Here is a 24,842-nt window from a genome sequence, read left to right on the forward strand (position 1 = left end):
TTAGTTGGATGTTGTTTGGGTAGTATTACATTGTATTGATAAATAAAAGGGAGGAACCTCACGGCCCCTCCCTTTCGTACATATCAAATTGATTAAGGTCTATTTGATTTCTTGATAAATAAGGTTAGAAGTTTTGTGTTATTACGTTTTTATCAGTATTAGTAGCCTGCATTATTAGTCCACTGTGTCAGACGGATTTGCTGATAAGGTATGGGGAAGTAATAATGGTTGTTGCTTTGGAAAAGCGAACCATTCCAAGTCTCGGCTCTAACTTCACTTACCTTTTCCAGACGAACAAGTTCGAACCAACGTTTCATTTCTGCAAAGAATTCCCAACCGCGTTCGTTGAATACAGCTGTTGTGAAAGCTGTAGGATCAGTAGTTGTGGTCAGCTGGTCTTGTGCATAACCGGCACGTTTCTGTACTTTCTGAATGGCATCCAAAGCTTGTGCGTTTACACTGTTTGTGGCACGGGTGGAAGCTTCTGCGTACATCAGCAGGACATCGGCGTAACGGTAGATACAAGTGATACCATTAGCTTGGGCACTCTTACCGGGTGCGCCGTTGTCATAGTCATAATACTTGGAAATGGCGGGAAGCTTATCGGCACTTTCTTTATAAGTGACATGACCGTTTTTAGTTTCCCATTCTGTCATATAATTCCACTCTTTACGTGCATCATCCGGATAATTTAGAAAGAAGCTTTCGTTTGCATAGTAGTCAGACCAACCGGCATTGGGGGCAAAATCGCTGGGGTAGTAAGACTTTCCATAGTTACTTGCCGTCTTCATCTTCGCATTATGGTGGATGGCAAACATTACTTCATTGGGTTGTGCTTTATTGGCTTCTTTCCACAATTCTGCATATTCTTCGGTCAGGTACAAACCAGAGTTGTCTATGATGTCTTTAGCTGCAGCCGCTGCCAGTGAGTAATACTCTTGTCCTCTTTTCAAAGGCCAACCGGCCATTGTCATGTAAGCGTCTGCCAGACAAGCTTCGGCTGCCCATTTGGAAGGAGTAGAGCTGAAGCCGCTGCGACTTTTTGCCGGTAATATTTCTACTGCTTTTTTCAAGCTAGGAATAATCGCTTGATCATAGATTTCTGCAACAGCAGTTCTCGGCATGTACGTTGAAGCGTCTGTTTCTGCTAGAATTAGGGGTACATCACCATACATGCGTACCAAATAAAAATAAGAAAGTCCACGGAGGAAGTAAGCTTCTCCTAATACTTCTTCAAACTTCTTGGCTTGGTCTGCATTTTCCGGTAATACCGTCTTATTAATAAGTGTATTGGAGTGGTTGATAACGGCAAAAAATAGTGACCAAGTAGTATCGAAATCTGCAGTGTTGGCTGTGATATTGGGAGATAGTCTATAGTAATTGGCCAATTCATTATTTGCTTTTGCCGCACGATAAGTAATATCATCTGCACATACATTTATGCGTTGTAAACGGCAGTTAAAACCATAGTTCCCATTCCATAAATCGTTATAAAGTCCTGTTGCAGCTTGTTGAAGACCTGTTAGGTCCATGCTGGCAATGTAATCTTCATCAGTAATGAAAGACTGTGGCTCTTGGGTCAGGTCTACACAAGAAGTTGTCAGGAACATACTGCAGGCTATTGTTGCTATATATGCTAATTTTTTCATATTATTCTTGTTTAAAAGGTAAATCATTAGAATGCAAAATTTAAACCAATCAGATAATTACGGCTGTTAGGATATGAGCCCCAATCAACACCTTGTATCAGTGGGCTTCCCATTGTTGCTTCAGGATCCAGACCGGAATAGTTGGTGATATGGAACGGATTCTGGATGGAAACATAAAGTCGGAGATTGCTGATACCAAGTGATTTGCAGGCTAATTCGGGCAAAGTGTAACCCAAGGTGATACTTTTCATCTTGATAAAGCTTCCATTTTCTACAAAACGACTGCTGAATACTTTGTTTTCTGTGCCTCCTTGTACGAAACCCGGTACATCTGTATTTGTATTGGTTGGCGTCCAACGGTTCAAGAAGTCACGCATTGGAGTTACTGCAGCCATGTTCTGACCGGAAACTGTATTGAATCCCATTTGATGAGTTGCATTGTATATATCAAAGCCATGGAAACCTACCATAAAGAATGAGAAATCAAAATTCTTGTAATTGAAGCTATTGTTCCAACCCCAGTTAAATGTCGGTTGACCACAGCCGATGATACCTTGGTCTGCATCATTCAGTACTCCGTCTTTATTGGTATCTACATATTTAGAGTTACCAGCTACGACTTTATAGACTTCACCGTTTGTTTTGCCATTTGTTTGACCGTTGGCGTCTACGAATGGAGCGTTCACTTCATCTTCCTGCCAGATACCTCCGAAAGTATATCCCCAGAATGTACCTAATTTTTCACCTTCAATCATCTGGAATAATTGATTTTGGAAACTTCCGGCTTGCTGTTGGCGATGGTTAGCTGTAGGTATGCTGTTGAAAGTTCCTTTATTATGCGATAAAGTAACGTCGGTATGCCAGCTGAAGCCTTTACCGGTAAATGGGTCTGCACTGATTGTGAACTCTATACCAGTATTCTTGATTTCGCCAGAGTTCATCAACAATGAGGGAAATCCCATGTGTGTTGGTTGTGCCAGATCCAACAAAATATCTTTGGATAATTTGCTATACCAATCGGCAGTCAAGCGTATGCGACCGTTGAGTATACCAAAATCAACACCTGCATTGAACTGGTCGTTACGTTCCCATTTTAGGTAAGGAGCAGCAGGGCGGTCTACTTTATAAGAGGTGGAGCCATCACTATTTCTTATTGGAGTACGTTTGGAATAGGGGCGGTAAGCTTCTACAGCTTGGTTACCTACAGAACCATAACCGAGGCGAAGTTTCAATTGGTCGATAAAGCTGTTGTCTTTCAAAAAACTTTCTTGTTTCAAGTCCCAAGCCAAAGCTGCAGATGGGAAATAGCTCCATTTATCAACAAGACGTGAAGAACCATCTGCGCGAATAGATGCAGTAACCATGTAACGGTTCATAAATACGTAGTTTACACGTAACATACCTGACATTAATGTATTGATAACACGGTCGGAGCTATTGGTAGCAAGCTCTGCATTTGACCATGCCAAGTTGTTTATACCGATCCTATCAATATAATCCAAACCATAAGCAGTACCGGTATGATTGAAATTATTATCATAAGACTGTTCGAAAACAGCAGTTGCGTTGACACGATGATTAGCATTAAATTCTTTTACATAACTTAATGTGTTGGTGTTTAACCAGGAAGTGTTCCAGTAACTACGTGCTTGACCTTGCGATAAATTGCTATTCTTGAAAGCATAGTAACTTTTGTCATTTTGTACGGAAGTGTTTAGTCTATTGTCAAGCAGAACTCCCAGTTGTGAGCGGAAGCTCAAACCGTCCATGATGTCAAACTGGACATAACCTTGTATACGATTATTTATTGTCTTGTTGGCATTGTCTGCTTCCCAAATATGCCCCATTGGATTGTAAGTTGAACTACCCTCAAAAAATGAATTATTGTAGTTTCCATCTTCATCTTGCGGTTCAATAGTACTGGGAAAGTACATTGCTTGTTGGATTAAACCATCATATTCATTGACACGTGGAGTACTTGTTTCTCTGTAGTGACCATAGATGTTCATACCAGCTTTCAGCCACTTCTTGATTTTGGTATCTACTTTCAAACGCCAGCTGTAGATTTGGCTACTTGACTCCTTGATGATACCTTCATCGTTTTGATAGCGGAGAGATGCCAGGAAAGTAGTCTTTTCGCCACCACCTGCAATAGACATTTCATAGTTCTGTGTAACGGCAGGGCTGCGGAAGATTTCTCTTGAGTAATCATAACCTGCTTTGCCAGACTTGAAGGCTGCTAATTGCTCTGCACTATAATAGTGATTGTCGCCGTATCCAAAATATTCCTTACCATAGTCATTAACCAGGTTGGCATATTCATAGGTAGAAAGATTATCAGCATACTTGGCTACAGTCTTGATGTTGGCAAATGCATTAAAAGATACGGTCAATTTGTCTTGGGATGGGTTTTTGGTAGTAACCAAGATTACACCGTTTGCACCGCGAGAACCGTAAACAGCTGTTGCAGATGCGTCTTTCAATACTTCGATAGATTGAATATCGGAAGGATTCAACGACTGAAGGGAACCACCGATGAAACCGTCGATAACAACCAAAGGACCGGTTTCTGCTGTGATAGAGTTGATACCACGTACACGGATGGTATTGTCTTCAGTAGGATTACCGGAACCAGAGAGAACTGATACACCGGCCATACGTCCCTGCAATGCATCGGATACATTACCGGTCGGGGTATTCTTCAATGCATCTGCTGCTTTTACAGAAGCAACTGCACCGGTCAGGTCACTTTTACGTTGAACGCCGTAACCCACTACGACAACTTCCTGCAGCAATTGGCTGTCTTCTGCCAGTTTTACGTCGATTTTGGTCTTTCCGCCTACGGCAATCTTTTGTGTCTGATATCCGATATAGGAGAATACGAGAGTTGCGTTTGCCGGAACATTGGGAAGGGTGTAGTTTCCGTCAATGTCTGTGATACATCCGTTACTTGTTCCTTCCACCTGGATAGAAGCACCAATCACCGGACCTAAGTTGTCAGTCACTGTACCTGTTACTGTGAGATTCTGTGCATTGGCCTGCGTGGCAAATAGGACAGAAAGCAACATAATACCTAATGCTTTAAAGAAGCTGGATTTCTGTTTCATAAATATTAATTTAATTAGTTATTAATAAAGGTTGTTTCTTTGTTTTGTACTCACTTCAGAGTTGAATCACATCGCAAATGTAGGGGATGGAATATACAAATGCATTAGTTAATAGTTCGCAAAAAGTACGAATTCGTACAAAACTTGCGAACTATACCACTCTTGTACTTTTATTCCCTTTCACTTTGGTTCTTTGCTTCCTTCACCTCTTCCAGTAGGGCAGAGAGCGTTTTTACCTTGTCCGGATGGGCTTCTGCCACATTGTCTTTTTCGGACGGATCAATGGAAAGATTGTACAGTTGGGGCTGCGGGGCGTTGCCCATTTCTATTTTTGTCCAATACTCCAGTGCCGGCTTGTCGCTGGGCTCTATGTATTTCCAGTCTCCTTGGATAATGGAGAGTGTATTGTCCAGATTCTGTTGTACAATATAGTCACATCCGGCAGTATCGGTTCCCAGGAAGTTGTTGAGCTGGTCGCGGCTGTCGGGAGCGATGCCTGCTTCCAGCGGATGGTTCAGTAGGGCGGCGAATGAAGCGTATACATCAATCATGGAGAAGAGGGCTTGTTGTTTGCCGGGCTTGATGCCATTGGGCCAGCGTACAATGAAGGGAATGCGGGTACCGGCATCGAAAGCGCTGTACTTCCCACCGCGGTAGTACTTCATGGGAGTATGGCCGTTCAGCAGTTCGCGTGCCTGGTCCTGATAGCCGTCGTCTATGACGGGACCGTTGTCACTGCAGAATACAAAAATGGTGTTGTCGGCAATGCCGAGGCTGTCCAAAGTGTGCATGATTTCACCCACGGTCCAGTCCAGCTGGAGGATGACGTCGCCACGTACGCCCAAACCACTCTTGCCGGCGAAACGCGGATGTGGCACGCGGGGAACATGTACATCTTGCGTACCCATATAAAGGAAGAAAGGTTCGTCTTTATGGGCTGTGATGAAGTTCTTGGCCTTGTCTGTAATCACGTCGGCAATGTCTTCGTCTGTCCAAAGGGCGGATTTGCCGCCGGTCATCCAGCCGATGCGGGGGATGCCGTTGATGATGGTGTTATTGTGCCCTTGGCTGGGTTTCATCTTGACGAGTTCGGGGTTTTCGAGACCGGTGGGCCAGTCACCGACCTTGTGGTCGTAGCTCACAGTGATAGGGTCGTTGGGGTCGAGGCCCACTACATGTCCGTTCTCTACAAAGACGCAGGGAACGCGGTCGACGGTAGCGGGGATGATGTATTCATAGTCAAAGCCGATGTCTTGGGTGTTCGGTTTGATGGAGTGGTTGAAGTCTGTACCGCCTTTAGGGCCCAGGCCGAGGTGCCACTTGCCCACTGCTGCAGTGGCGTAGCCTTCTTCCTTGAACATATCGGCCATAGTGACGCAGGCGGTATCGATGATGAGTTCGGAATTGCCCGGAGCGATGCCGGTATTCTTCTGTCGCCAGGGATACATGCCCGTCAGCAGGCCGAAACGGGAAGGAGTGCTGGTGGAAGAAGTGGCATAAGCGTTGGTAAACTGCATGCCTTGTCCGGCAAGGCGGTCAATGTTGGGAGTGCTTACTTTGGTGGCACCGTAACAGCTCAGGTCGCCGATACCCAGGTCATCAGCAATCAGATATACTACATTGGGCTTCTGCGGCGAGTGCTCCGAAGTCTTGTCTTTAGGTTGGCTTCCGCATCCCGCTATCAGGGCTGCACCGGGAATCAGAGACCACAAGGGGGAAAAATGCTTCATAGTTCTTTGACTTTAGATTGTAATTCTGAGGTCAAAGGTAAGAGGTTTTATGGAATCGGGTGTATAAGGAAGTACAAGGGAAGGGAGAAAAAGTACAAACCGTATCATGCGATGGCTTGATGTACAATATTAAGATGTCTCTTCACTGTCTTCCGTACTTTCCTCTCCTCCATTCTCTCCTTTGCGGTAGGCCAGTGGGCTGACATGGTAAATGTCCTTGAAGCATTTGGAGAAATAGCGTGAAGAACTGAAACCGATCCGGTCCGCAATTTCAGTGATATTCAGCTCCGGATTGTTGCGCAGCATTAGAGCGCCTTTCTTCAGGCGGATGGTCAGGATAAAGTCGTTCGGAGTTTGTCCGGTGATAGCCTTCAGCTTGGTGAACAGATTGGTGCGTGCCATTGCCATTTCACGGGCAAAGACGTTGACGTTGAACTCCGTATCGTCCAGATGTTGCTCGATGACTGCCATGGCACGGTCCAGAATCTCCTTGTCTATGGGGTTGGTGGCAAGCATCTGTACAAAGGCTTGCGGCTGCTTGCTGAACTTCTCCTGCAGGAGGATGCGCGAGTTCACGAGGTTGTTGCAGCGCGAAATCAATAGATTGGTGTTGAACGGCTTGGTGATATAGTCGTCCGCACCGATGCGCAGTCCCTCGATATTCTGTTCGATGGCAGTACGTGCCGTGAGCAGTACCACGGGAATATGGCAGGTGTTGAAGTCGCTCTTTATCTGTTTGCACAGTTCCGTTCCCGACATGTTGGGCATCACCACGTCGCTGACTACGATATTGGGCATTTCGCTGCGCACCAGTGCAAGTCCTTCCGCTCCGTCGGCCGCAGTCAGCACTTCGTAGAAGGGCTTGAAGATACCTGCCAGCATGTCGCGGATGGAGTCGTTGTCTTCCACTATCAGGATTTTTGCATCCGGGAGTCGTTTGATGGGAGCACTCTCTTCCAGCTCCGCCTTGAGCAGGGCATCGTTTTCCGGTTTGGGAATTTCTATTTGTTGCACACTGTCTGCATTCTTATTTATTTGCTCTTCGTCAAACTGTGCGTTCCCCAATTGCAGGTTTACGATGAAGCTGCTACCTTTGCCCAGTTCGCTTTCCACACGGATGGTGCCGTGATGGAGCTCCACGATACCCTTCGTCAATGCCAGGCCGATACCCGTACCCGTCTTGCTTGCATCCGTAGAGTCCATTTGGTCTATCTGGTAGAAGCGGTCGAATATCTTGTCCACTTCCCGGGCATCTATGCCGCTGCCGGTATCGGTCACGCGGATGACGGCATTGCTGCCTTCGGTCTTGATGCTGAGGGTGATGCTGTCTTCCGCCTTGGTATGCTTGACGGCGTTGGACAGCAGGTTGTTTATCACTTTCTGCATCTGTTTTTGGTCATACCATACTTCGAGGCTGTCTGTTTCCTTCTCGAAGTAGAGGCTGATTTGTTTGGCGCTGGCATATTCCAGGAAAAGTAGATAGTTTTCGTATAGGAAGTTCACGATGTTGTGTGGACTTACCTTTATCTTCATGTGCCCTTGTTCCTGCTTGCGGAAGTCGAGCAGCTCGGTGATGAGTTCCCGTAGCTGTATGCTGTTCTTGTAGATGCCCAGTACCTTGTTATATATGGCAGGCGTGAAGTTCTGGAGTTGCATCAGCGTTTCCACTTGGGCCACGATGAGTGTCAGCGGGGTGCGGAATTCATGGGAAATGTTGGTGAAGAAACGTAGCTTTGACTGGTTCAGGGCCTCTACGTCACGGATGTGCTTCTGTTCGTACTTCAGTGATTCACGCAACTTGATTCTGGACTTGTAGGTACGCACCAGATACCAGAGCAGGATTCCCGTCACTATCAGGTAGATAAGATAGGCAAGGGGAGTCTTGTAGTAGGGAGGCAACACGTGTATGGTCAGGTGGACTTGCGGACAAAGGCTCTCGTCTTTTCCGTTGGGCTTTATAATCAAGTTATAGGTTCCGGCATTCAGGTTGGTATAGGTGATGTTGTGCAGTCCACGGGCACTGTTCCAGTCGTTGGAGAAGCCTTCCAGCTTATAGATGATGTCGTCTTTGTTGGCGGCTACATAGTTTGAAGTGGCAAACTCTATGCTGAACATGGACTGGTCAGCGTTGAGCGTAATCTCGGGGGTGCAGTACAAGGCTTGCTGCAGGATACCGGTCTCATCTCCCACTTGTATTTCCGTTCCGTTCACAATGAGGCGGGAGAGGATGATTTTGTAGGGTTTCGGCGTGAAGTTCAACTCCATTTCATGGAAAGAAATCATTCCCTGCGTGCCTCCCAGGAATATTTCTCCGTCACGGGTCACGCAAAGGGCATTCTCGTTGACGGCAGTCATTGGGAAACCGTTTTCGGCACTGTAGTTCAGGAATGCCTTTTGCCGGTAGTCGAAGATGGAGAAGCCCTCGTTGGTGATGAGCAGCAGTTTGCCGCTGGTGGGGGATTCCTCCGTCTCATAGATACAGTCGCTGGAAAGGCCGTTCTTCGCTTGGTCAAAGTTCTCGAAGTCGTTGCTGGCAGGGCGGTATAAGTCCAGTCCGCTGCCCGAAGTGGCGAACCACAGATTGCCTTTGCTGTCTTGGGTAATGTTGTTTACATTGTTGTTGCTGATGCTGTGTGGGTCGGCAGTATCATGGCGGTAGTTGGTCAGTTTGCCGGTATCGAAACGGTAGCTGAACACACCTTCGCCCGTGGCTGCAATCCAGAGCGTACCGTTGCTGTCGAAAGTGACATCTGCCACCATCTTGATTTTTTTGCCTTCTTTGCTGTCCTGGAACAGTTGTTGGCATTTCCCGTTGGCAGGGTCGAAGAGGCAGATTCCGTTTTGGGTGGCTATCACCAGGTGGTCTTGGTAAGGCGCGATATCGCGGATGATGTCGGAAGGCAAGGTCTCCGGATTACCTGCTTCCATGCGGTAGTGTGTGAATCGCCCCGAGCGTATGTCCAGTCTGTTCAGTCCGCCCAGATGGGTTCCTATCCAGATGATGTCTTTGGAGGCATCATAATAGAGAGCCTTGATGTTGTTATGGGAAATACTGTTGGGACCGATTTCCGGGCGGAACCATTTGAACTCACGGGTACGGCGGTTGTAATAGTTCAGTCCGCCCCCTTCGGTGCCAATCCACAGATTGCCGTCCTTGTCTTCGATGGTGCGGCCTACAACCGGATTGCTCAGCCCCTTCTTTTCGATGGGCGAATACATATAGCGGCTGTATATCTCGTACTCGGGGTTGAAGTAGTTGACGCCGCCAAAGTAGGTCCCCAGCCACAGCGTTCCTTGGTTGTCCTTTACGATGCACCAGATGGAAGAGTGTGTCAGTCCGTCGCTCTGGGCATCACTGGCAGTGTGGTTCTGGAAGAGTCCCGTACTTTTGTCATACCGGTTCAATCCGTTGAATGTCCCAATCCAGATGTTTCCCAGATTGTCTTCACAGCAGGCTCGCACGAAGTTGGAAGAGATGCTGTAAGGGTTCTTTGCGTCGTATTCAAAGATTTCGATGGTTCCGTCGGTCTTTACATGGTGCAGCCCTTCTTCCCAGCTGCCAATCCATAACTCGCCTTCGCTGTCTTGGTATATGCTGGTGATGTTGCCTTTCAGGATGGGGTGGGTCAGCTCGTTCTTGTCCAGTTGCAGGCGGTATGCTCCGTCGGTGGTCGTTCCAATCCACATTTGTCCTTTGTCCAGATGCATACAGCAGATTTCCAGACTTTTTCCGGGAAGCTGGTAATAGAGGTCAAAGTTCCCGGTCTGCTCGTTATAGCGGTAGATTTCATTCTGTTTTCCGATGAAAAGGGCCTCTTTGTAATATATGCTGTGCACATTTCCTTGCAGCAGGGTGGTGAATCTTTGGGTGGCGAGATTGAACTCGGCTACTCCTTCCGTACAGAGCAGGTAGATTTTTCCGTTACGGTTGCCGGCCATGCGCAGCACGGTGTTGCAGAAAAGGCTGTAAGGGTCGTTCTTCTGCAGCTTGTAAGTTTGTATGTCTTCTCCGTCATAACGGTTCAAGCCTTCTCGGGTTCCAATCCATAATACACCGTTTTCATCGATGTAAAGGCTGTTCACGGAGAATTGTGACAGACCGTCGTCGGTTGTCAGATGGTTGAAGGTGATGTTCTGCGCCTGCAGGGTTGCAGCAATCATGCTTACTGAAACAAGAAGCAGCCGGATGATAAACGTTCGCACTTTTCGGGTAGTTTTTAAGGTTTCAGTTACAAATATAGGTATATTTTGTACAAGACTTCTTATTTATTAGGCAGTTTTTGCGGTTATGTTTGGATAAATGTATAATTTTGGAAGCGCGCCGAACGATACTTGTCTTTTGATAGATGGCAATCGGCGTATCTTTGTAAACAAATTAATTCATTTATTATCATGAAAGACCTTTTATCTATTGTATCTCATTTTCAAATGCAGGGTACGGTTCGTGAAATCAAGCCTTTAGGCTCAGGCCTGATTAACGATACGTACAAAGTGACCACCGCTGAGGCCGATGCGCCGGACTATGTTCTGCAACGTATCAATCATGCCATTTTCCAGAATGTAGAGATGTTACAGTCTAATATCGAGGCTGTGACCGGGCATATCCGTAAGAAGCTGGAAGAGAAAGGAGAGGCCGATGTCGAGCGTAAAGTGCTTCATTTCATCCCCACGGCCGAAGGGAAAACCTATTGGTATGACGGTGAGAACTACTGGCGTATCATGACTTTTATTCCTCGTGCCAAGACTTACGAGACGGTGAACCCCGAATATTCCTATTATGCGGGAACTGCCTTCGGTAATTTCCAGGCTATGCTTGCCGACATTCCAGATACATTGGGCGAGACAATTCCCGATTTCCACAACATGGAGTTCCGCCTGAAGCAACTCCGTGATGCTGTGGCTGCCGATGCGGCGGGACGTGTGCAGGAGGTGCGGTACTTCCTGGATGAAATAGAAAAACGTGCCGATGAAATGTGCAAGGCAGAACGCTTGTTCCGTGAAGGCAAACTGCCCAAACGGGTATGCCACTGTGATACGAAAGTGAACAATATGATGTTCGACGAAGACGGTACGGTGCTTTGTGTCATCGACCTGGATACGGTGATGCCCAGCTTCATCTTCTCCGATTATGGCGATTTCCTTCGCTCAGGTGCCAACACGGGGGTGGAAGATGACAAGAATCTGGATAATGTGAACTTCAATATGGAAATATTCCAGGCATTTACCAAGGGTTATCTGGAATCGGGCAAATCCTTCTTGTTGCCGATAGAGATTGAGAATCTGCCTTATGCGGCTGCCTTGTTCCCATACATGCAGTGCGTACGCTTCCTGGCAGATTATATCAACGGTGATACTTATTATAAAATCCAGTATCCGGAGCACAATCTTGTGCGTACCAAGGCTCAGTTCAAACTGTTGCAGAGCGTGGAGGAGCATACACCGGAGATGAAAAAATTCATTGACTCATGTATCTGAAAAAGTTTTTAATGACGATAGCGGCAGCTCTTTGCATGTTGCCGCTGTCTGCAATTAATCCTCAAAATAGTAAAATGAAAGAATTGAATGTAAAAAAAGTAAGTGTGGCCAATATACCGGTAGAGTCGGTTCCGGCTCTTCTGGATGAAGAGAAGGTGGCGTTTCAGCCCGTGAACACAGTGAATTGGGCTGCTTTTCCTTATACTCCCGATGTGGCGTTCCGCATAGCGCATACGGAAGATGCCATTCTGCTGCATTTCAAGGTAAGGGAAGCGAGTGTACGCGCCGTGGCAGGACACGATAACGGTCCGGTCTGGGAAGATGCTTGTATAGAGTTCTTCTCTGTGCCTGCCGGTGACGGAGTGTACTACAATATGGAGTGTAATTGTGCCGGAACGCTGCTTATCGGTGCGGGTGCCGGACGTGGAAACCGCCAGCATGCCCCGCAGGAAGTGCTCGACAAGGTGCAACGCTGGGCTTCTTTGGGACGTGAAGCGTTTGAAGAAAGAGTAGGAGAGTGCAGTTGGGAAGTGGCTCTGGTCGTTCCCTATTCCGCTTTCTTCCTGCACCGCATCACTTCATTGGATGGCCAGACCATTCGTGCCAACTTCTATAAGTGTGGTGACAAGCTTCAGACCCCCCACTTCCTTTCCTGGAATCCGATTGAACTGGAGAAGCCGAACTTCCATTGTCCGGAGTTCTTCGGTGCACTGCATTTCGAGTAAGGAGGCGGTATTTTCCGTGTGAACCCGGTATTCGGAATCAGATCTTCAGCAAGTTCAAAAGAGAAAGTTTGCAAACCTGCCCTCACTACCCTCACCGCTTTCCTGAAACGCCCTGTTCATCGGCATTGCGGTGGTGAGTGAGAGCAAATAAAAAGGGTGAGGGCAAAATTTGCCCTCACCCTTTCGGCTTTATCCTGTTGCTTACTATCACTCCCCTCAAGACGCACGGGCTTTCGTCCGTCTCTCCCCGTCCTTTATTGAGAAAAGCATATATATTTCTTGTGCCAAACGCAGCGTATTGACAACGGCTCACCTAAGTGGTCTGATTTGTTCACCTAAGTGAGCTGATTTGTTCACCTTAGTGGTCTGACTTGTTCACTATAGTAGAACATTGGCAAATCAAAAGGTTTCTCGGGAGAAACACGTATGCGGAACACAAAGAAACCCTGTACAGCACACGATGAATACGGTTCAAACGGGAATGCATCCTTTGAAAAAAACACGACCGGACAAGGATAAGCTAAACAAAAAACATTATTTTTGCAGTATATCAAGCTGCAAACTGCATGAGAAAACGAACCATAGCCCTCATAGCCATACTGACCGCACTATTGGCAGCCTGCACCGAAAAGACGGACTACAATACACTATTGGTACGGGCAGACTCGCTGATGAATTTGCATCCGGACAGCGCACTGCACATGCTGGAAAGTATCTCAACCGACAGCCTGAGCACAAAAGCAGACCGTGCCTACCATGCACTGCTGCTGACGCAGGCACGGGACAAGAACTACATGGTGCAGACGGATGATTCGCTGATACAAGTGGCCGTGCGCTACTATGACACGCATGAGGATGCCCTACTGCAAGCACGGGCATATTACTATTGGGGATGCGTTTACAGAGACATGAAGAAAGCAGAGGAAGCCGTTACCAGCTTTCTTACAGCGAACATCTTAGCAAAAAAAACAAAAAACATTCGTTTGCAAAGCCTTATCTGCAATAATATAGGTTACTTGTATTATGCACAAGATTTAAATGAGCAAGCAGATTCCATATATCGGGAAGCGGAGCAAATGGCTGTCCTGCTGAAAGATTCGCTGCTTCAGGCAGAAGCTTTGTCACAGCAGGGAATGATTCGGATGGAAAAAGGGAAGTCATTCTATCCGAAAGCTGAAAAACTGATGCTGCAAGCACTGTATATGGCTAAAATGACAAACAACAAAACTCTGAACAGAACCATACTGTCTGCACTAAGCACATTGTACTACAGAATGGAGAATGGAAAGAAAGCAGTGGAGTTTGCCAAGCAAAACTTTGCCCTGCAGGAAGATACAACTTTCTGCTACAATGCTTTCTATATATTAGGAAATGCCTATTACGAGAACCGGCAATATGACTCTGCCTCCTTCTATCTAAACAAAGCCCTTCCTGATAAGAGTCATGCCATAAAAGCAGGAGTTTACAAGTTATTATCAGATATAGCAAAAGCTTCCGGAGATTTTAAAACATCATTGGACTTGGAACGAACCGGCTCCATCTACACGGATAGTTTGCGGAACAACCGTAACAGACAAGCCTATTCCGTGATTGATGCCGAAAAGAGTGCCCAGATAGCCCATCAACAGAAGAAACACGATTCAGTCATCAGTAAATATAACGGTCTCCTGTTGTCTGTTGTAGCGGCAGCGTTCTTGGCCTTGTACATGCTGAAAAGATACCGGAGAAGAACCTTCCTTTTGGAGGAAGAAAAGGACAGACTGAAAGAGGTACAAACCGCAATGCAGCAACAAAATGCCAAACTTGAAGAAGAGCAACGGCAGAAAGAAAACAGAATCGCATATTTAGAAAGAGAGTTGGAACAACTGCATTATGATGCAGCGCAGAAAAAGCAATTGCGTAATGAGCTGGAAGCCCTGAACCACGAACGAGTTCTGCTCTTGACAAGCACACAAAAATATTCGGATGTAAAAACCAAGATGAAGCAAATCATCCAAGACTACAAAGACCATGACAGCTCGGAGCTGCACATGGAAAAGGAGGACTGGTTGCAACTGATTGCCGAAACAGACCGACGTTGGAACCAAATCACCTTAAGGCTATGTGCGGATTGCAAACTGCTGCAAGAAGAAATTCACCTCTGCTGTCTATACCTGACCGATTTGCCGGTCAGCTATTTCGGATGTCTGTTGGGCTGCAAACGAGACACCGTCTACAAAAAAGCGAATCGCATTGTTGAGAAGCGGATGGGCTTTCCTCACGGTTCAACTTCTCTGCAAAAGGTGTTGAAGGAACTGTGCGTTAAGACAAATTAACTATTTATACATATATAAGCACCGTTATACAGCACTTTATACATCACTTTATACATGTTTTATACATATCCATAAGCTAAAATAGTCCTATATTTATGACAACGAAAACAAATAAAACGTATAAATATGAGAAGACTATTATTTATCCTGCTAACAATTTTCTCTCTTGGCAATATAGCAGTACATGCGGAGAAAGTGAATGATTGTATAAAGATTGTTCTCCAACAAACAGTTCCTGGCGACTATATACCACCTATTAATAAAGAAGGAGGTCCTGTAGTCCGTAGCATATATATGCCGATAGTAGATGCTTACCTATATAATAATGTGGTAAATGTCAGCTTCAATGAAAACATTGAGTCTGCCACTATCACTATCACCAACGAAACTACCGGTGAAACGGTCTATTCAGAGACATGTAGTAATCCTGTTACTCTTAATATAGACCTTAACGGTGAGAAGAGCGGAGAATACTCCATTGAAATAGAAACAGATGACATATTCTTGGAAGGCTACTTCAATTTATGATATTTTGTGCACTAAATATAAGCGGAATCGAAAAGCTTTAATAGAGTAGAACTAAATTAATCTTGAACACTATGAATTTTAATGACTTAAAAGCGAAAGCCCTCAATAAAAAACAAATGAGAGCTATCAAAGGTGGTTTTGGTACTTGTGGCTACAAATCTCCAAGTGGTAGAGTAGAGTGCGGTGTAACCAAAGTTCAAGCTCAATTCATGGCTACCGCCAAGGGAAATTGGTGCTGTGATAGCTGCCCTTCAAGTAGCTACTGCGGATAATCCGCAGGTTACAGAATAGGAAAATTGTTATTCAAACTAATAATTTTCCTATTCATTATTTAATATCATCATAAATTAAAAGCCTATACTTATGAAGTATATATGTATCATCTTTTTTCTGGTAATAAGCATTTCATCTTGCCGGCAACAAGCCATCAATGAGAAATGTGGAAAGAATATTGTAGTATGTTTCAATCATTACCATCCTAAGCCCCACAGGACACCGGGAGGAGTGAGACACGTGCCGATGCCTAAAGTCCTCTATACCGACAGTATAGGAACTCTTATGGAATACATGCCGGACAAAGATTTCGATACCATAACCCTCTATTCCACTGAACATTTCAAGGAGCTGGGGCTCAACTATGGGGATTTTGAGTTCAACTACTACCCTTTAATGCAAGGGGATACCATTACTATTTCAATGGATAGCCTGAACTACCCCATTTTAAGCAGCAAGCATCACCCGGAACGCAACAGAATCTATAATATGAACTATGAATTGCGTAAAGGGAGGACACACTCCGGCTTAGAAGCAAAAACATGCTTGGGAAGCGATTGGGTACGGATTGCCCAAAGCATTAACATGATACGAGCCAACAATTGGACTTCATTAATAATAGATTATTGTCCTTTGGATTCATTACAATCCATGTTCGACAGTTACAAAAAGAACTACACAGATACTATCAATTCCTTTAAAGAACAGAAACTTATCTCAAGCGAGATACACGACCGTTATCAATACCTGCTCAAGCTGAAAGACTATGAATCCCGGAGAATGCTGAATGAAGACACCGCCTTCTACCGCCAAATGGAGCCCGGAATAGCCGACAAATATATCCGTTATCCCTCCTACCGTGAATTTCTGGACTACTACCTCTGGTTTTTGAATCAGCACATCCCGACAATACGCAAATCGCAGGGAGGAAGCAACGACTGGCGTCAAACCTTCGATGAGCTATCTCCGAAAACATTTCAGCCAAAATCAAAACAAATCCTGCTTGAACGCTGCATCAAAGAAATCGGCGAAAACTTTTCGGCACAAGACGTAAACAGCTATCTTGACAAATATATCCATATCACCCAAGACACACTGCTGCCCAACAAGATAAGAGACCAATATAACTTGTCTGCCGATGCCAACCAGTTATTGCTGAAGGACATCCACGGAAAGCCTACCAACTTGAACATATTGTTGAAAAAAAACAGGGGAAAGGTCATTTATGTGGACTTTTGGGCAAGCTGGTGTGTACCCTGCCGGGAAGAAATGCCTCCATCGGCAAAGCTAAGAGAGCTGTACAAGGGAAAAGATGTGGTATTCGTCTATCTCGCCTTCAAGGACCAGGAAAGCAGCTGGAAAAAGGCAGTAGAGCAGGAAGGCTTGTCGGAAGTACCCGACAATTTCCTCATCACAAACCCAAAGAACAGTAAAATACTGGAAAAGCTAAAGCTGGAATTAATTCCCCGATACATCATTTTCGACAAACAGGGCAATATTGTTGAAGTGAATGCTCCAAGACCAAGTGACCAACAAGCGGCAACAACGATAGACAAATATTTAAAACAGTAAAGCAACAGAATGAATGCACATCAAAAAATAATAAAAGACAATGCAAGAACCATTTTGAAGATTATCACAAAATATTATGGCTGCAAATATTCTGCTGCATTATATGTAATATTGAAGGAACATCCGGATTTTCCCAGTTTCCTATCTTTCCAGTATATATTACATAGGATGGGCAAAGATAGTTTTGCCATACATACCAGTTATGAAGAACTGACAAATATACCCTCTCCTTTCATTGCTCATGTTATTACAAATGTGGATTTGTTCCTGTTTATAACAAAAGTTACTGCCGAATCTATTCAGACTATTGATGAGAAAGGAAAGATAGAAAGTATATCGAGAAAGGATTTTGAAGATATGTGGGACGGTAACATCCTTATTATGGATAACCGACCAGGTAAAATCAGTATTCCACTAAAAATGAAATTCAGCACAATCATTCAGCAAATAAAATATCCTATGCTTATATTGTGTGTAGCCATATTATTCGCATATTTACTTATTTTAAAGCACGAAGGAGGCATTCTTTTTTATCTATATCTTACAGGCGTTTTAGGAGGACTGACTGCATCCATACTTTTGTTTGTAGACCAAATAGACAAGTACAATGTACACATTAAAAAATTATGTTCAGCCACCGGAAATAAGAATAATATAGATTGTTCTTCTATCTTGGATTTCAAAGACGCATATTTCCTCGGACTTGTTTCTTGGAGCGATATAGGTTTTGTGTATTTTTTATCTCTTTTAATTGTATTACTATTCCTACCATTTGGTACAGCACAGGCACTTATAAACTTCCTGTCTGTTTGCAGTATCGGATATGTATGCTATTCTCTTTTTTATCAGAAATTCATAGCAAGAAAATGGTGTACCCTTTGCCTTTCTGTACAAGTGGTATTCGTTTTTCTGTTTATGCTAAGTATATGTACTTTAAAGATGAATTATATATACGAATTGCTACATTTGAAATCAATAATAGAAATAACGACGATCTTCGTTACTGTTACATCTATCTATATAGTCATCAAGCCGATAATTGCCACTCAAAAAGAACACACCACCTTGAAAAGAAAATACAACGAATTAATATATGACGAAAACATTTCCCAATATCTTTTTCAACAAGAACTTTGTCTTACAGATGTTGACAAAGTGAATAAAATATCAATAGGAAATCCAGATGCCGAAATATGCCTTACTCTTATTTTCAGTCCTATTTGTGTTTCATGCATAAAAGAGCTACAAAAACTAATGCCCATCCTTCAAAGAAAAGCCAATACCAAATTGGATTTAATATTTTTGTTAGACCAAAAGAAACATCCAGAATCGATAGTAATAGCTTCCCATATTCTCTCTGGCTATCAAAAGAATCCCCAATTATTTGCCATGATACTAAAAAAATATGTTGATAACTATCCTATCAGTAAAAATAAAATCCTACATAACATTAAGTTCTTGGATGAAATCCCTAAATACGAGCCTTTCATCAATGCACAAGAAAAATGGTGTATAACACATAAGTTTTACACTACCCCCATTCTATTTATTAATGGGAGGAAATTTCCAAGCTATTATAACATCAAAGATATTGACTTTTTATATAGTTAATCAAATGAAATCCTTTCCTCACTACTCCCAGCACGACGTGATGGACTGCGGCCCCACCTGCCTGCGCATGGTGTCCGCCTTCTATGGCAAGCGCTATTCTTTGGAAGGTCTGAGGGAAAAGTCATTCATCACTCGCGAAGGTGTCTCTATGCTGGGTATCAGCGAAGCGGCTGAGAAGATTGGATTTCGGAGCATCTGTGTGCAAGTGAGCTACGAAATGCTGCAAGAAGCCCCTTTACCTTGTATCGTCCACTGGAACCAGCAACATTTCGTCGTGGTCTACCGGATGAACGACAAGCATGTATGGGTGGCCGACCCCGGAGCAGGCAAGCTGAAATACACCCGGGAAGAATTCTGCCGTTGCTGGCTCAGCGCCAAAACGGACGGAGAAGATACGGGAGTGGCACTGTTGCTGGAACCTACACCGGAATTCTATGCACAAGAAGATGAGGGGGAAAAGACAAACTATAAAGGCTTCGGCTTCCTCTATTCTTACTTGCGCCCCTACAAGCAACTGGTGGGACAACTGCTGCTGGGGTTGCTGCTGGGCAGCATGATACAGCTGATGCTCCCCTTCCTCACGCAGAGCATCGTGGACTTCGGCATCAACAACCAAAATCTCGGATTTATCTACCTGGTGCTCATTGCCCAACTGATGCTGTCCTTCAGCAGCAGCGCCGTGGAGTTCATACGCGGATGGATATTGCTGCATCTGGGCACACGCATCAACATCGCCCTGATTTCGGACTTCCTCATCAAGATGATGAAGCTCCCTATGGGCTACTTCGACACCAAGATGACGGGCGACATCCTGCAACGCATCAACGACCACACGCGCATACAGAACTTCCTGACCGGAAGCAGCCTCAGCGTGGCGTTCTCCACCTTCAACATCCTGATATTCGGCATCGTGCTGCTGGTGTACAGCGGCATGATTTTCCTTATCTTCATGGGAGGGAGCGCACTCTACATCTCCTACGTCTGGCTCTTCATGAAGAAACGGGCGGAACTGGACCACAAGCGGTTTGCCCAGCAGAGCGCCAACCAGAGCACGGTGGTGCAGCTGGTGAACGGCATGCAGGAGATAAAGCTGAGTGCCTGCGAGCAGCAGAAGCGGTGGGAATGGGAACGCATACAGGCACGGCTGTTCAAAGTGAACATCCGGAGCCTTGCGCTGAGGCAGTACCAGGACTCGGGAGCGGTACTGATAAACCAGACCAAGAACATAGTAATCACGGGACTGGTGGCCTCGCTGGTGGTACAAGGGGAAATGACACTGGGCATGATGCTCTCCGTGCAGTACATCATCGGACAACTGAACAGTCCGATAAACGAACTCATCACCTTTGCCCGCGACATGCAGGACGCGCGCCTCAGCACAAACCGCCTGGGCGAGGTGCGGGACAGCCCCGATGAAGAAGACCCCACAAAAGACCTGATAAGGGAGATACCCACAGGGAAAGACCTGCGGATAGAAAACCTGAGTTTCAAATACGACCCGCTCGGCGAAACGCCCACCTTAGACAACATCAGTCTGGAAATCGCATCGGGCAGACAGACAGCCATCGTAGGAATGAGCGGAAGCGGAAAGACCACGCTGGTGAAGCTGCTATTAGGATTCTATCCGCCTGCAAGCGGACAGATACTGCTGGGCGACACCTCGCTGGAGAACTTCAGCATCCGCGAGTGGCGCAAACGGTGCGGCGTGGTGATGCAGGACGGGTTCATCTTCTCGGACAGCATTGCCGGCAACATCGCCCCCGGGGTGGAGCACATCGACAAGGAACGCCTGCGGCATGCGGCGGAAGTGGCAAACATACACGGATTCATCGAGGGACTGCCATTGGGATACAACACCCGGATAGGCCAGGAAGGGCACGGATTGAGCCAGGGACAGAAACAGCGCATACTCATCGCCCGCGCCGTGTACAAGAACCCGGAATTCATCTTCTTCGACGAAGCCACCAACGCACTGGATGCCAACAACGAGCGCATCATCATGGAGAACCTGCAGCGCTTCTTCGAAGGAAGGACATCGGTAGTGGTGGCCCACCGGCTGAGTACCGTGCGGAATGCAGACCGGATAGTGGTGATAGAGCAGGGACGGATAGCGGAAACGGGGACGCACGAGGAACTGATAGCGAGGGAAGGAAGGTATTATAAGCTGGTGAAGAATCAGCTGGAGCTTTGAGAATGGAAAGTTGAAAATGGAAAACGGGAGGAAGGACATAGAATTGCGGAGTGAGGAGGTGCAGGAGATACTGACCCGTCCGCCGCATGCACTGGTACGATGGGGCATCACGGTGTTCTTCGTGGTGCTGGCACTCTTCTTCATAGGCGGGTGTTTCTTTAAATATCCCGACGTGATAAGTGCTTCCATTACCATCACTACGGAGCATCCGCCGATATGGATGGTGGCACGGGGAAGCGGGAAAATAAAGGAGGTGTACCACAAGGACCGGGATTCCGTGTGGACGGGAAACATCATCGCCGTACTGGAGAATCCTGTCGTGACGGAAGACGTGCTGCGCCTGAAGGAGCAGCTGGCATCCTTCAATCCGGCAGACAGCAGCGTCTGCACCGCGCAGTTCCCGGAGAAGCTGTCCCTGGGAAGCATACAGAACGCCTACGCCTCTTTCCTGAAAAGCCTGACGGACTACCGCAACTTCCTCTCACTGAATCTGTACGAACAGAAGGTGGAGGCCACCCGCCGGGAGTTGCAGGAATACCGCAACTACATCGCCCACCTGAACAGACAAGCAGAACTGGACAAGGAACAAGTGCGGATAGCTTCTACCGTACACAACCGCGAGAAGCAACTTTTTGATGAAGGGCTGACTGCACAATCGGAATACGAGGAAGCCAAACAAACATTCTTGAACAAGCAGCAGAGCCGGGAACAGCTAATGACCTCACTGTCTTCCGCCAGAATACAGGAAGCGCAGTTGCAGCAAAGCATCATCGAAACACAAATGGAGCAAAGCCGGGAGTCCAACAACTTGAATGTGGCCCTGAAAACTGCCTACAACGAATTGCAAGTCAGCATCAATGATTGGGAACTGGCTTATCTCTTCGTCAGCCCGGCAAACGGCATACTCTCCTACAACCACATCTGGCAAAAGAACCAGAACGTCAGTAGCGGAGACAAGGTGTTCTCCATCGTAGCCAAAGCCCCGGGAAGCATCATCGGAAAGATAAAACTTCCCGCCGGAGGTTCGGGTAAAGTAATGCCCGGACAGCGGGTAAACATCAGCGTGACCGGTTATCCATACATGGAGTTCGGTTTCCTGACGGGGAAGGTAATGTCCGTCTCGTTGTTGGCAGACGATGAAAGCGCCTATACCGTCACCATAAGCCTGCCGCAAGACTTATGCACTTCCTATGGTAAACAGCTGGAATTCAAAGGAGAACTGACCGGTATGGCAGAGGTCATGACAGACGAACGAAGTGTGACTGAAAGATTGCTTAGTCCGTTGAGATATTTGTGGGAGAAATATCTGTAAAGGTCTTTAGAAAAAGGCACGAACTACGCAAACTTACAGAAAAGAATTTATCCATCCGTAATAGTCTGCGTGATTCGTGCCCGAAGAAGGGTTTTTACTTCACGATTCCTTTGGAATTCTTGATGAAGTTGATGATATTGTGTATCTCGTCACTCATCGGTACTTGGTCTTCAATCTTCTGCAAGGCATCCTGCACGCTGAAGTTTCCCTGGTATACCAGACGGTAGGCATTTACGATATGGCGCAATACACGTTCGGTCACCTGGTGTTTGTGTTGAAGCACAGCAGCGTTGATACCGTGGTATTCCGCCGGATTACCGTTCATGATGATATAAGGCGGTACATCCTTTGATATGCGGCAGCCTGCTTGGATCAGTACCCAACTTCCAATGTGGCAGTATTGGTGCAGAATGACGTTGCTGCTCAGAATGGTGCAGTCGTCTATCTGACATTCTCCGGCTACGGTAGTCTTGATGCCCAGTACACAATGGTTGCCTATCTGCACGTCGTGGCAGAGGTGTACACCATCCATCAGGTAGTTTTCATTGCCGATGCGGGTAGCGCTTCCTGCATGGGTAGCACGGCTGACAACCACGTTCTCGCGGATGTCGTTATTATCACCGATAATCAGCATGCTGTTCTCTCCCGTATAATGGAAGTCTTGCGGTTCGGCACCCAGAACGGCATTGTGATGCACCTTGTTCCCTTTTCCCATGCGGGTACCGTGCAGAATTTTTGCCCCCGACATAATAATACAGTCATCACCGATTTCCACGTTCCCTTCGATAAAAGCAAAGGGCTGGATGGTTACATTCTTGCCGATTTTTGCGGCAGAATCTACATAAGCTAACGGACTTATCATAGTAATTAGCGATTAATGATTAATGATTAGTGATAAATGGTTAGTGATTAGGATTTACTATTTCATTAATCGCTAACCACTAATCACTTATCGCTCATTTTATTCTCTTCCTCCTCCAAGCGCTTGATACAGGCTGATAACCGCCTGCATGCTGCTGAAGGTGTCGGATACTTCTGCAAGCTGTGCGCTGAGATAAGACTGCTCGGCAGACAAGACTTCCAGATAAGTCGACGTGCCTAAGTTAAACAAATCTTTTGTATCTGAGGCAGCTTGGCGGGCAGAATTTACTTGAATAGTGCGTGAAACGGCTTTGTCCTTCTCCATTTGATACAGATGCAGGGCGTTGCTCACTTCATTTCCGGCATTCAGCAGGGCGGTTTGGAACTGAATCTTAGCCTGCTCCTCTTGTGCCTTGGCTTGTTTCAGACGGGCAATGTTGGCACCGCGATAGAACAAGGGTTGCGTCAGCGAACCGATGGCGGAAGCCAGCAGTTTGCCCGGGTTGACGATACCTGCACCGGAGTTATTGGTCCAGCCTCCTGAACCGCTCAATGTAATCTGCGGGTAGAAAGCGGCACGGGCGCTATTGGTGTTATAGTAGTTGGCAGCCAGTGACATCTCGGCAGCTTTCACGTCCGGACGGTTGGATAGCAACTGCAAGGGGATACCTACTGAAAATTCCGTAGGCAGCTGTTGCTCTTCCAGCACACCGCGTGCGATGTTCTGTGCTGGTTGGTGCAACATCAGGCAGAGGGCGTTTTCGGTTTCGCGTATGCTCTGGCGTATGTCGGGCAGTGATGCCATGACTTGAGCGTAGGCAGTGCGGCTCTGCTCTACGGCAGCAGAAGTGGTTCCGTAGATGCCTGCATCTTTCATGGCTTGCACGGTCTCCAGGTTCTTTTTCAGAATCTCGACGGTGCCTTCGGTGATTTGGAGTTGGCGGTCCAGCATCAGCAGGGTGTAGTACATGTTGGCTACGCCGGCGATGACTTGCGTCTGGACGGCTTGTTCGTAGAATTGCGTCTGCTTCAAGCTAACCTTTGCTTGTCGCTTCGGGTTCAGCAGTTGGCCGAAGAGGTCGATTTGCCAGCTTGCGGTGACGGGCAGGGAGTAGATTTGTGTAGCCTTTCCCTTGTCCCAGCTGCTGACGGTTCCTTGCGGAGACAAGGCAAGCGTCGGAGCATAGGCAAGACGGGCAGACATCAGTGCGGCTTGTGCTTGTTTCACGTTCAAGGCGGCACTGCGCAGGTCACCGTTGTTGGTGAGTGCTTGCTCGATAAGTGTCTGCAGCTGTGGGTCTGTGAACACTTCTCTCCAAGGCAGATTACCGAAGTTGGCCGTATCTGCGGCTAATGTATCGTTCACGGACGCCGTGTCGCGATACAGTCCGGCAGTTGTTATGTCTTCGGGTCTGTCGTATGATTTGTAGATGTGGCAACTGCTCAATAAAGCAGTTGCGCACATCAGGCATATTATTTTCTTCATAATCGCT

General features: G+C 46.3%; 15 protein-coding genes. 9 read left to right on the top strand and 6 right to left on the bottom strand.

Going from position 1 to position 24,842, the window contains the following annotated elements; translation table 11 throughout:
- Window positions 1-158 precede the first annotated feature (158 nt).
- The 4 genes from DWZ03_RS08685 to DWZ03_RS08700 form a co-directional block, all read right to left on the bottom strand.
- Window positions 159-1,649: a RagB/SusD family nutrient uptake outer membrane protein gene (locus tag DWZ03_RS08685; protein WP_034522898.1), complete on the bottom strand. Its 1,491-nt coding sequence runs from the start codon at window positions 1,647-1,649 to the stop codon at window positions 159-161.
- Window positions 1,650-1,675: 26 nt separating this feature from the next.
- Window positions 1,676-4,756: a SusC/RagA family TonB-linked outer membrane protein gene (locus DWZ03_RS08690; protein WP_005826038.1), complete on the bottom strand. Its 3,081-nt coding sequence runs from the start codon at window positions 4,754-4,756 to the stop codon at window positions 1,676-1,678.
- 170 nt (window positions 4,757-4,926) lie between these two features.
- Window positions 4,927-6,486: a sulfatase family protein gene (locus tag DWZ03_RS08695; RefSeq protein ID WP_120129643.1), complete on the bottom strand. Its 1,560-nt coding sequence runs from the start codon at window positions 6,484-6,486 to the stop codon at window positions 4,927-4,929.
- 129 nt (window positions 6,487-6,615) lie between these two features.
- A complete protein-coding gene (locus DWZ03_RS08700; protein ID WP_009037414.1) occupies window positions 6,616-10,689 on the bottom strand; it encodes a hybrid sensor histidine kinase/response regulator transcription factor in 4,074 nt (1,357 codons plus the stop codon).
- Between the two features lie 189 nt (window positions 10,690-10,878).
- Between DWZ03_RS08700 and DWZ03_RS08705 the strand changes: the two genes are divergently transcribed.
- From DWZ03_RS08705 to DWZ03_RS08745, 9 genes are all read left to right on the top strand, one after another.
- Window positions 10,879-11,961, top strand: a complete 1,083-nt coding sequence (locus DWZ03_RS08705; RefSeq protein WP_120129646.1) for a phosphotransferase enzyme family protein — start codon at window positions 10,879-10,881, stop codon at window positions 11,959-11,961.
- Entirely contained in the window at window positions 11,952-12,686 is a 735-nt protein-coding gene (locus tag DWZ03_RS08710; RefSeq protein WP_120129649.1) for a carbohydrate-binding family 9-like protein, read from the top strand. Before DWZ03_RS08705 ends, DWZ03_RS08710 begins: the two co-directional genes overlap by 10 nt.
- 566 nt (window positions 12,687-13,252) lie before the next feature.
- Window positions 13,253-15,001, top strand: coding sequence for a hypothetical protein (locus DWZ03_RS08715; protein WP_016272099.1), 1,749 nt, complete (start codon window positions 13,253-13,255; stop codon window positions 14,999-15,001).
- Window positions 15,002-15,295: 294 nt separating this feature from the next.
- Entirely contained in the window at window positions 15,296-15,529 is a 234-nt protein-coding gene (locus DWZ03_RS20190; protein ID WP_229122453.1) for a DUF3244 domain-containing protein, read from the top strand.
- Between the two features lie 71 nt (window positions 15,530-15,600).
- Window positions 15,601-15,801: a TIGR04149 family rSAM-modified RiPP gene (locus DWZ03_RS08725; protein ID WP_016272096.1), complete on the top strand. Its 201-nt coding sequence runs from the start codon at window positions 15,601-15,603 to the stop codon at window positions 15,799-15,801.
- A 91-nt stretch (window positions 15,802-15,892) separates the two neighbouring features.
- On the top strand, window positions 15,893-17,374 hold the full coding sequence (locus DWZ03_RS08730; protein WP_120129652.1) for a TlpA family protein disulfide reductase: 1,482 nt from the start codon (window positions 15,893-15,895) through the stop codon (window positions 17,372-17,374).
- Between the two features lie 9 nt (window positions 17,375-17,383).
- The gene (locus DWZ03_RS08735; protein WP_120129655.1) at window positions 17,384-18,985 is read left to right on the top strand and encodes a vitamin K epoxide reductase family protein; all 1,602 of its coding nucleotides are present in this window, start codon (window positions 17,384-17,386) and stop codon (window positions 18,983-18,985) included.
- A gap of 4 nt (window positions 18,986-18,989) precedes the next feature.
- Window positions 18,990-21,176, top strand: coding sequence for a peptidase domain-containing ABC transporter (locus DWZ03_RS08740; protein WP_016272093.1), 2,187 nt, complete (start codon window positions 18,990-18,992; stop codon window positions 21,174-21,176).
- Between the two features lie 16 nt (window positions 21,177-21,192).
- Window positions 21,193-22,488, top strand: a complete 1,296-nt coding sequence (locus DWZ03_RS08745) for an HlyD family secretion protein (RefSeq protein WP_087332857.1) — start codon at window positions 21,193-21,195, stop codon at window positions 22,486-22,488.
- Window positions 22,489-22,582: 94 nt separating this feature from the next.
- Here DWZ03_RS08745 and lpxA read toward each other — a convergent pair whose 3' ends face one another.
- A complete protein-coding gene (gene lpxA, locus DWZ03_RS08750) occupies window positions 22,583-23,350 on the bottom strand; it encodes an acyl-ACP--UDP-N-acetylglucosamine O-acyltransferase (protein WP_005833833.1) in 768 nt (255 codons plus the stop codon).
- Between the two features lie 99 nt (window positions 23,351-23,449).
- Window positions 23,450-24,835, bottom strand: a complete 1,386-nt coding sequence (locus tag DWZ03_RS08755) for a TolC family protein (protein ID WP_117878299.1) — start codon at window positions 24,833-24,835, stop codon at window positions 23,450-23,452.
- Between the last annotated feature and the right edge of the window lie 7 nt (window positions 24,836-24,842).

The organism is Bacteroides sp. AF29-11, from assembly GCF_003602895.1.
GTDB classification, from domain to species: Bacteria; Bacteroidota; Bacteroidia; order Bacteroidales; family Bacteroidaceae; genus Bacteroides; species Bacteroides uniformis.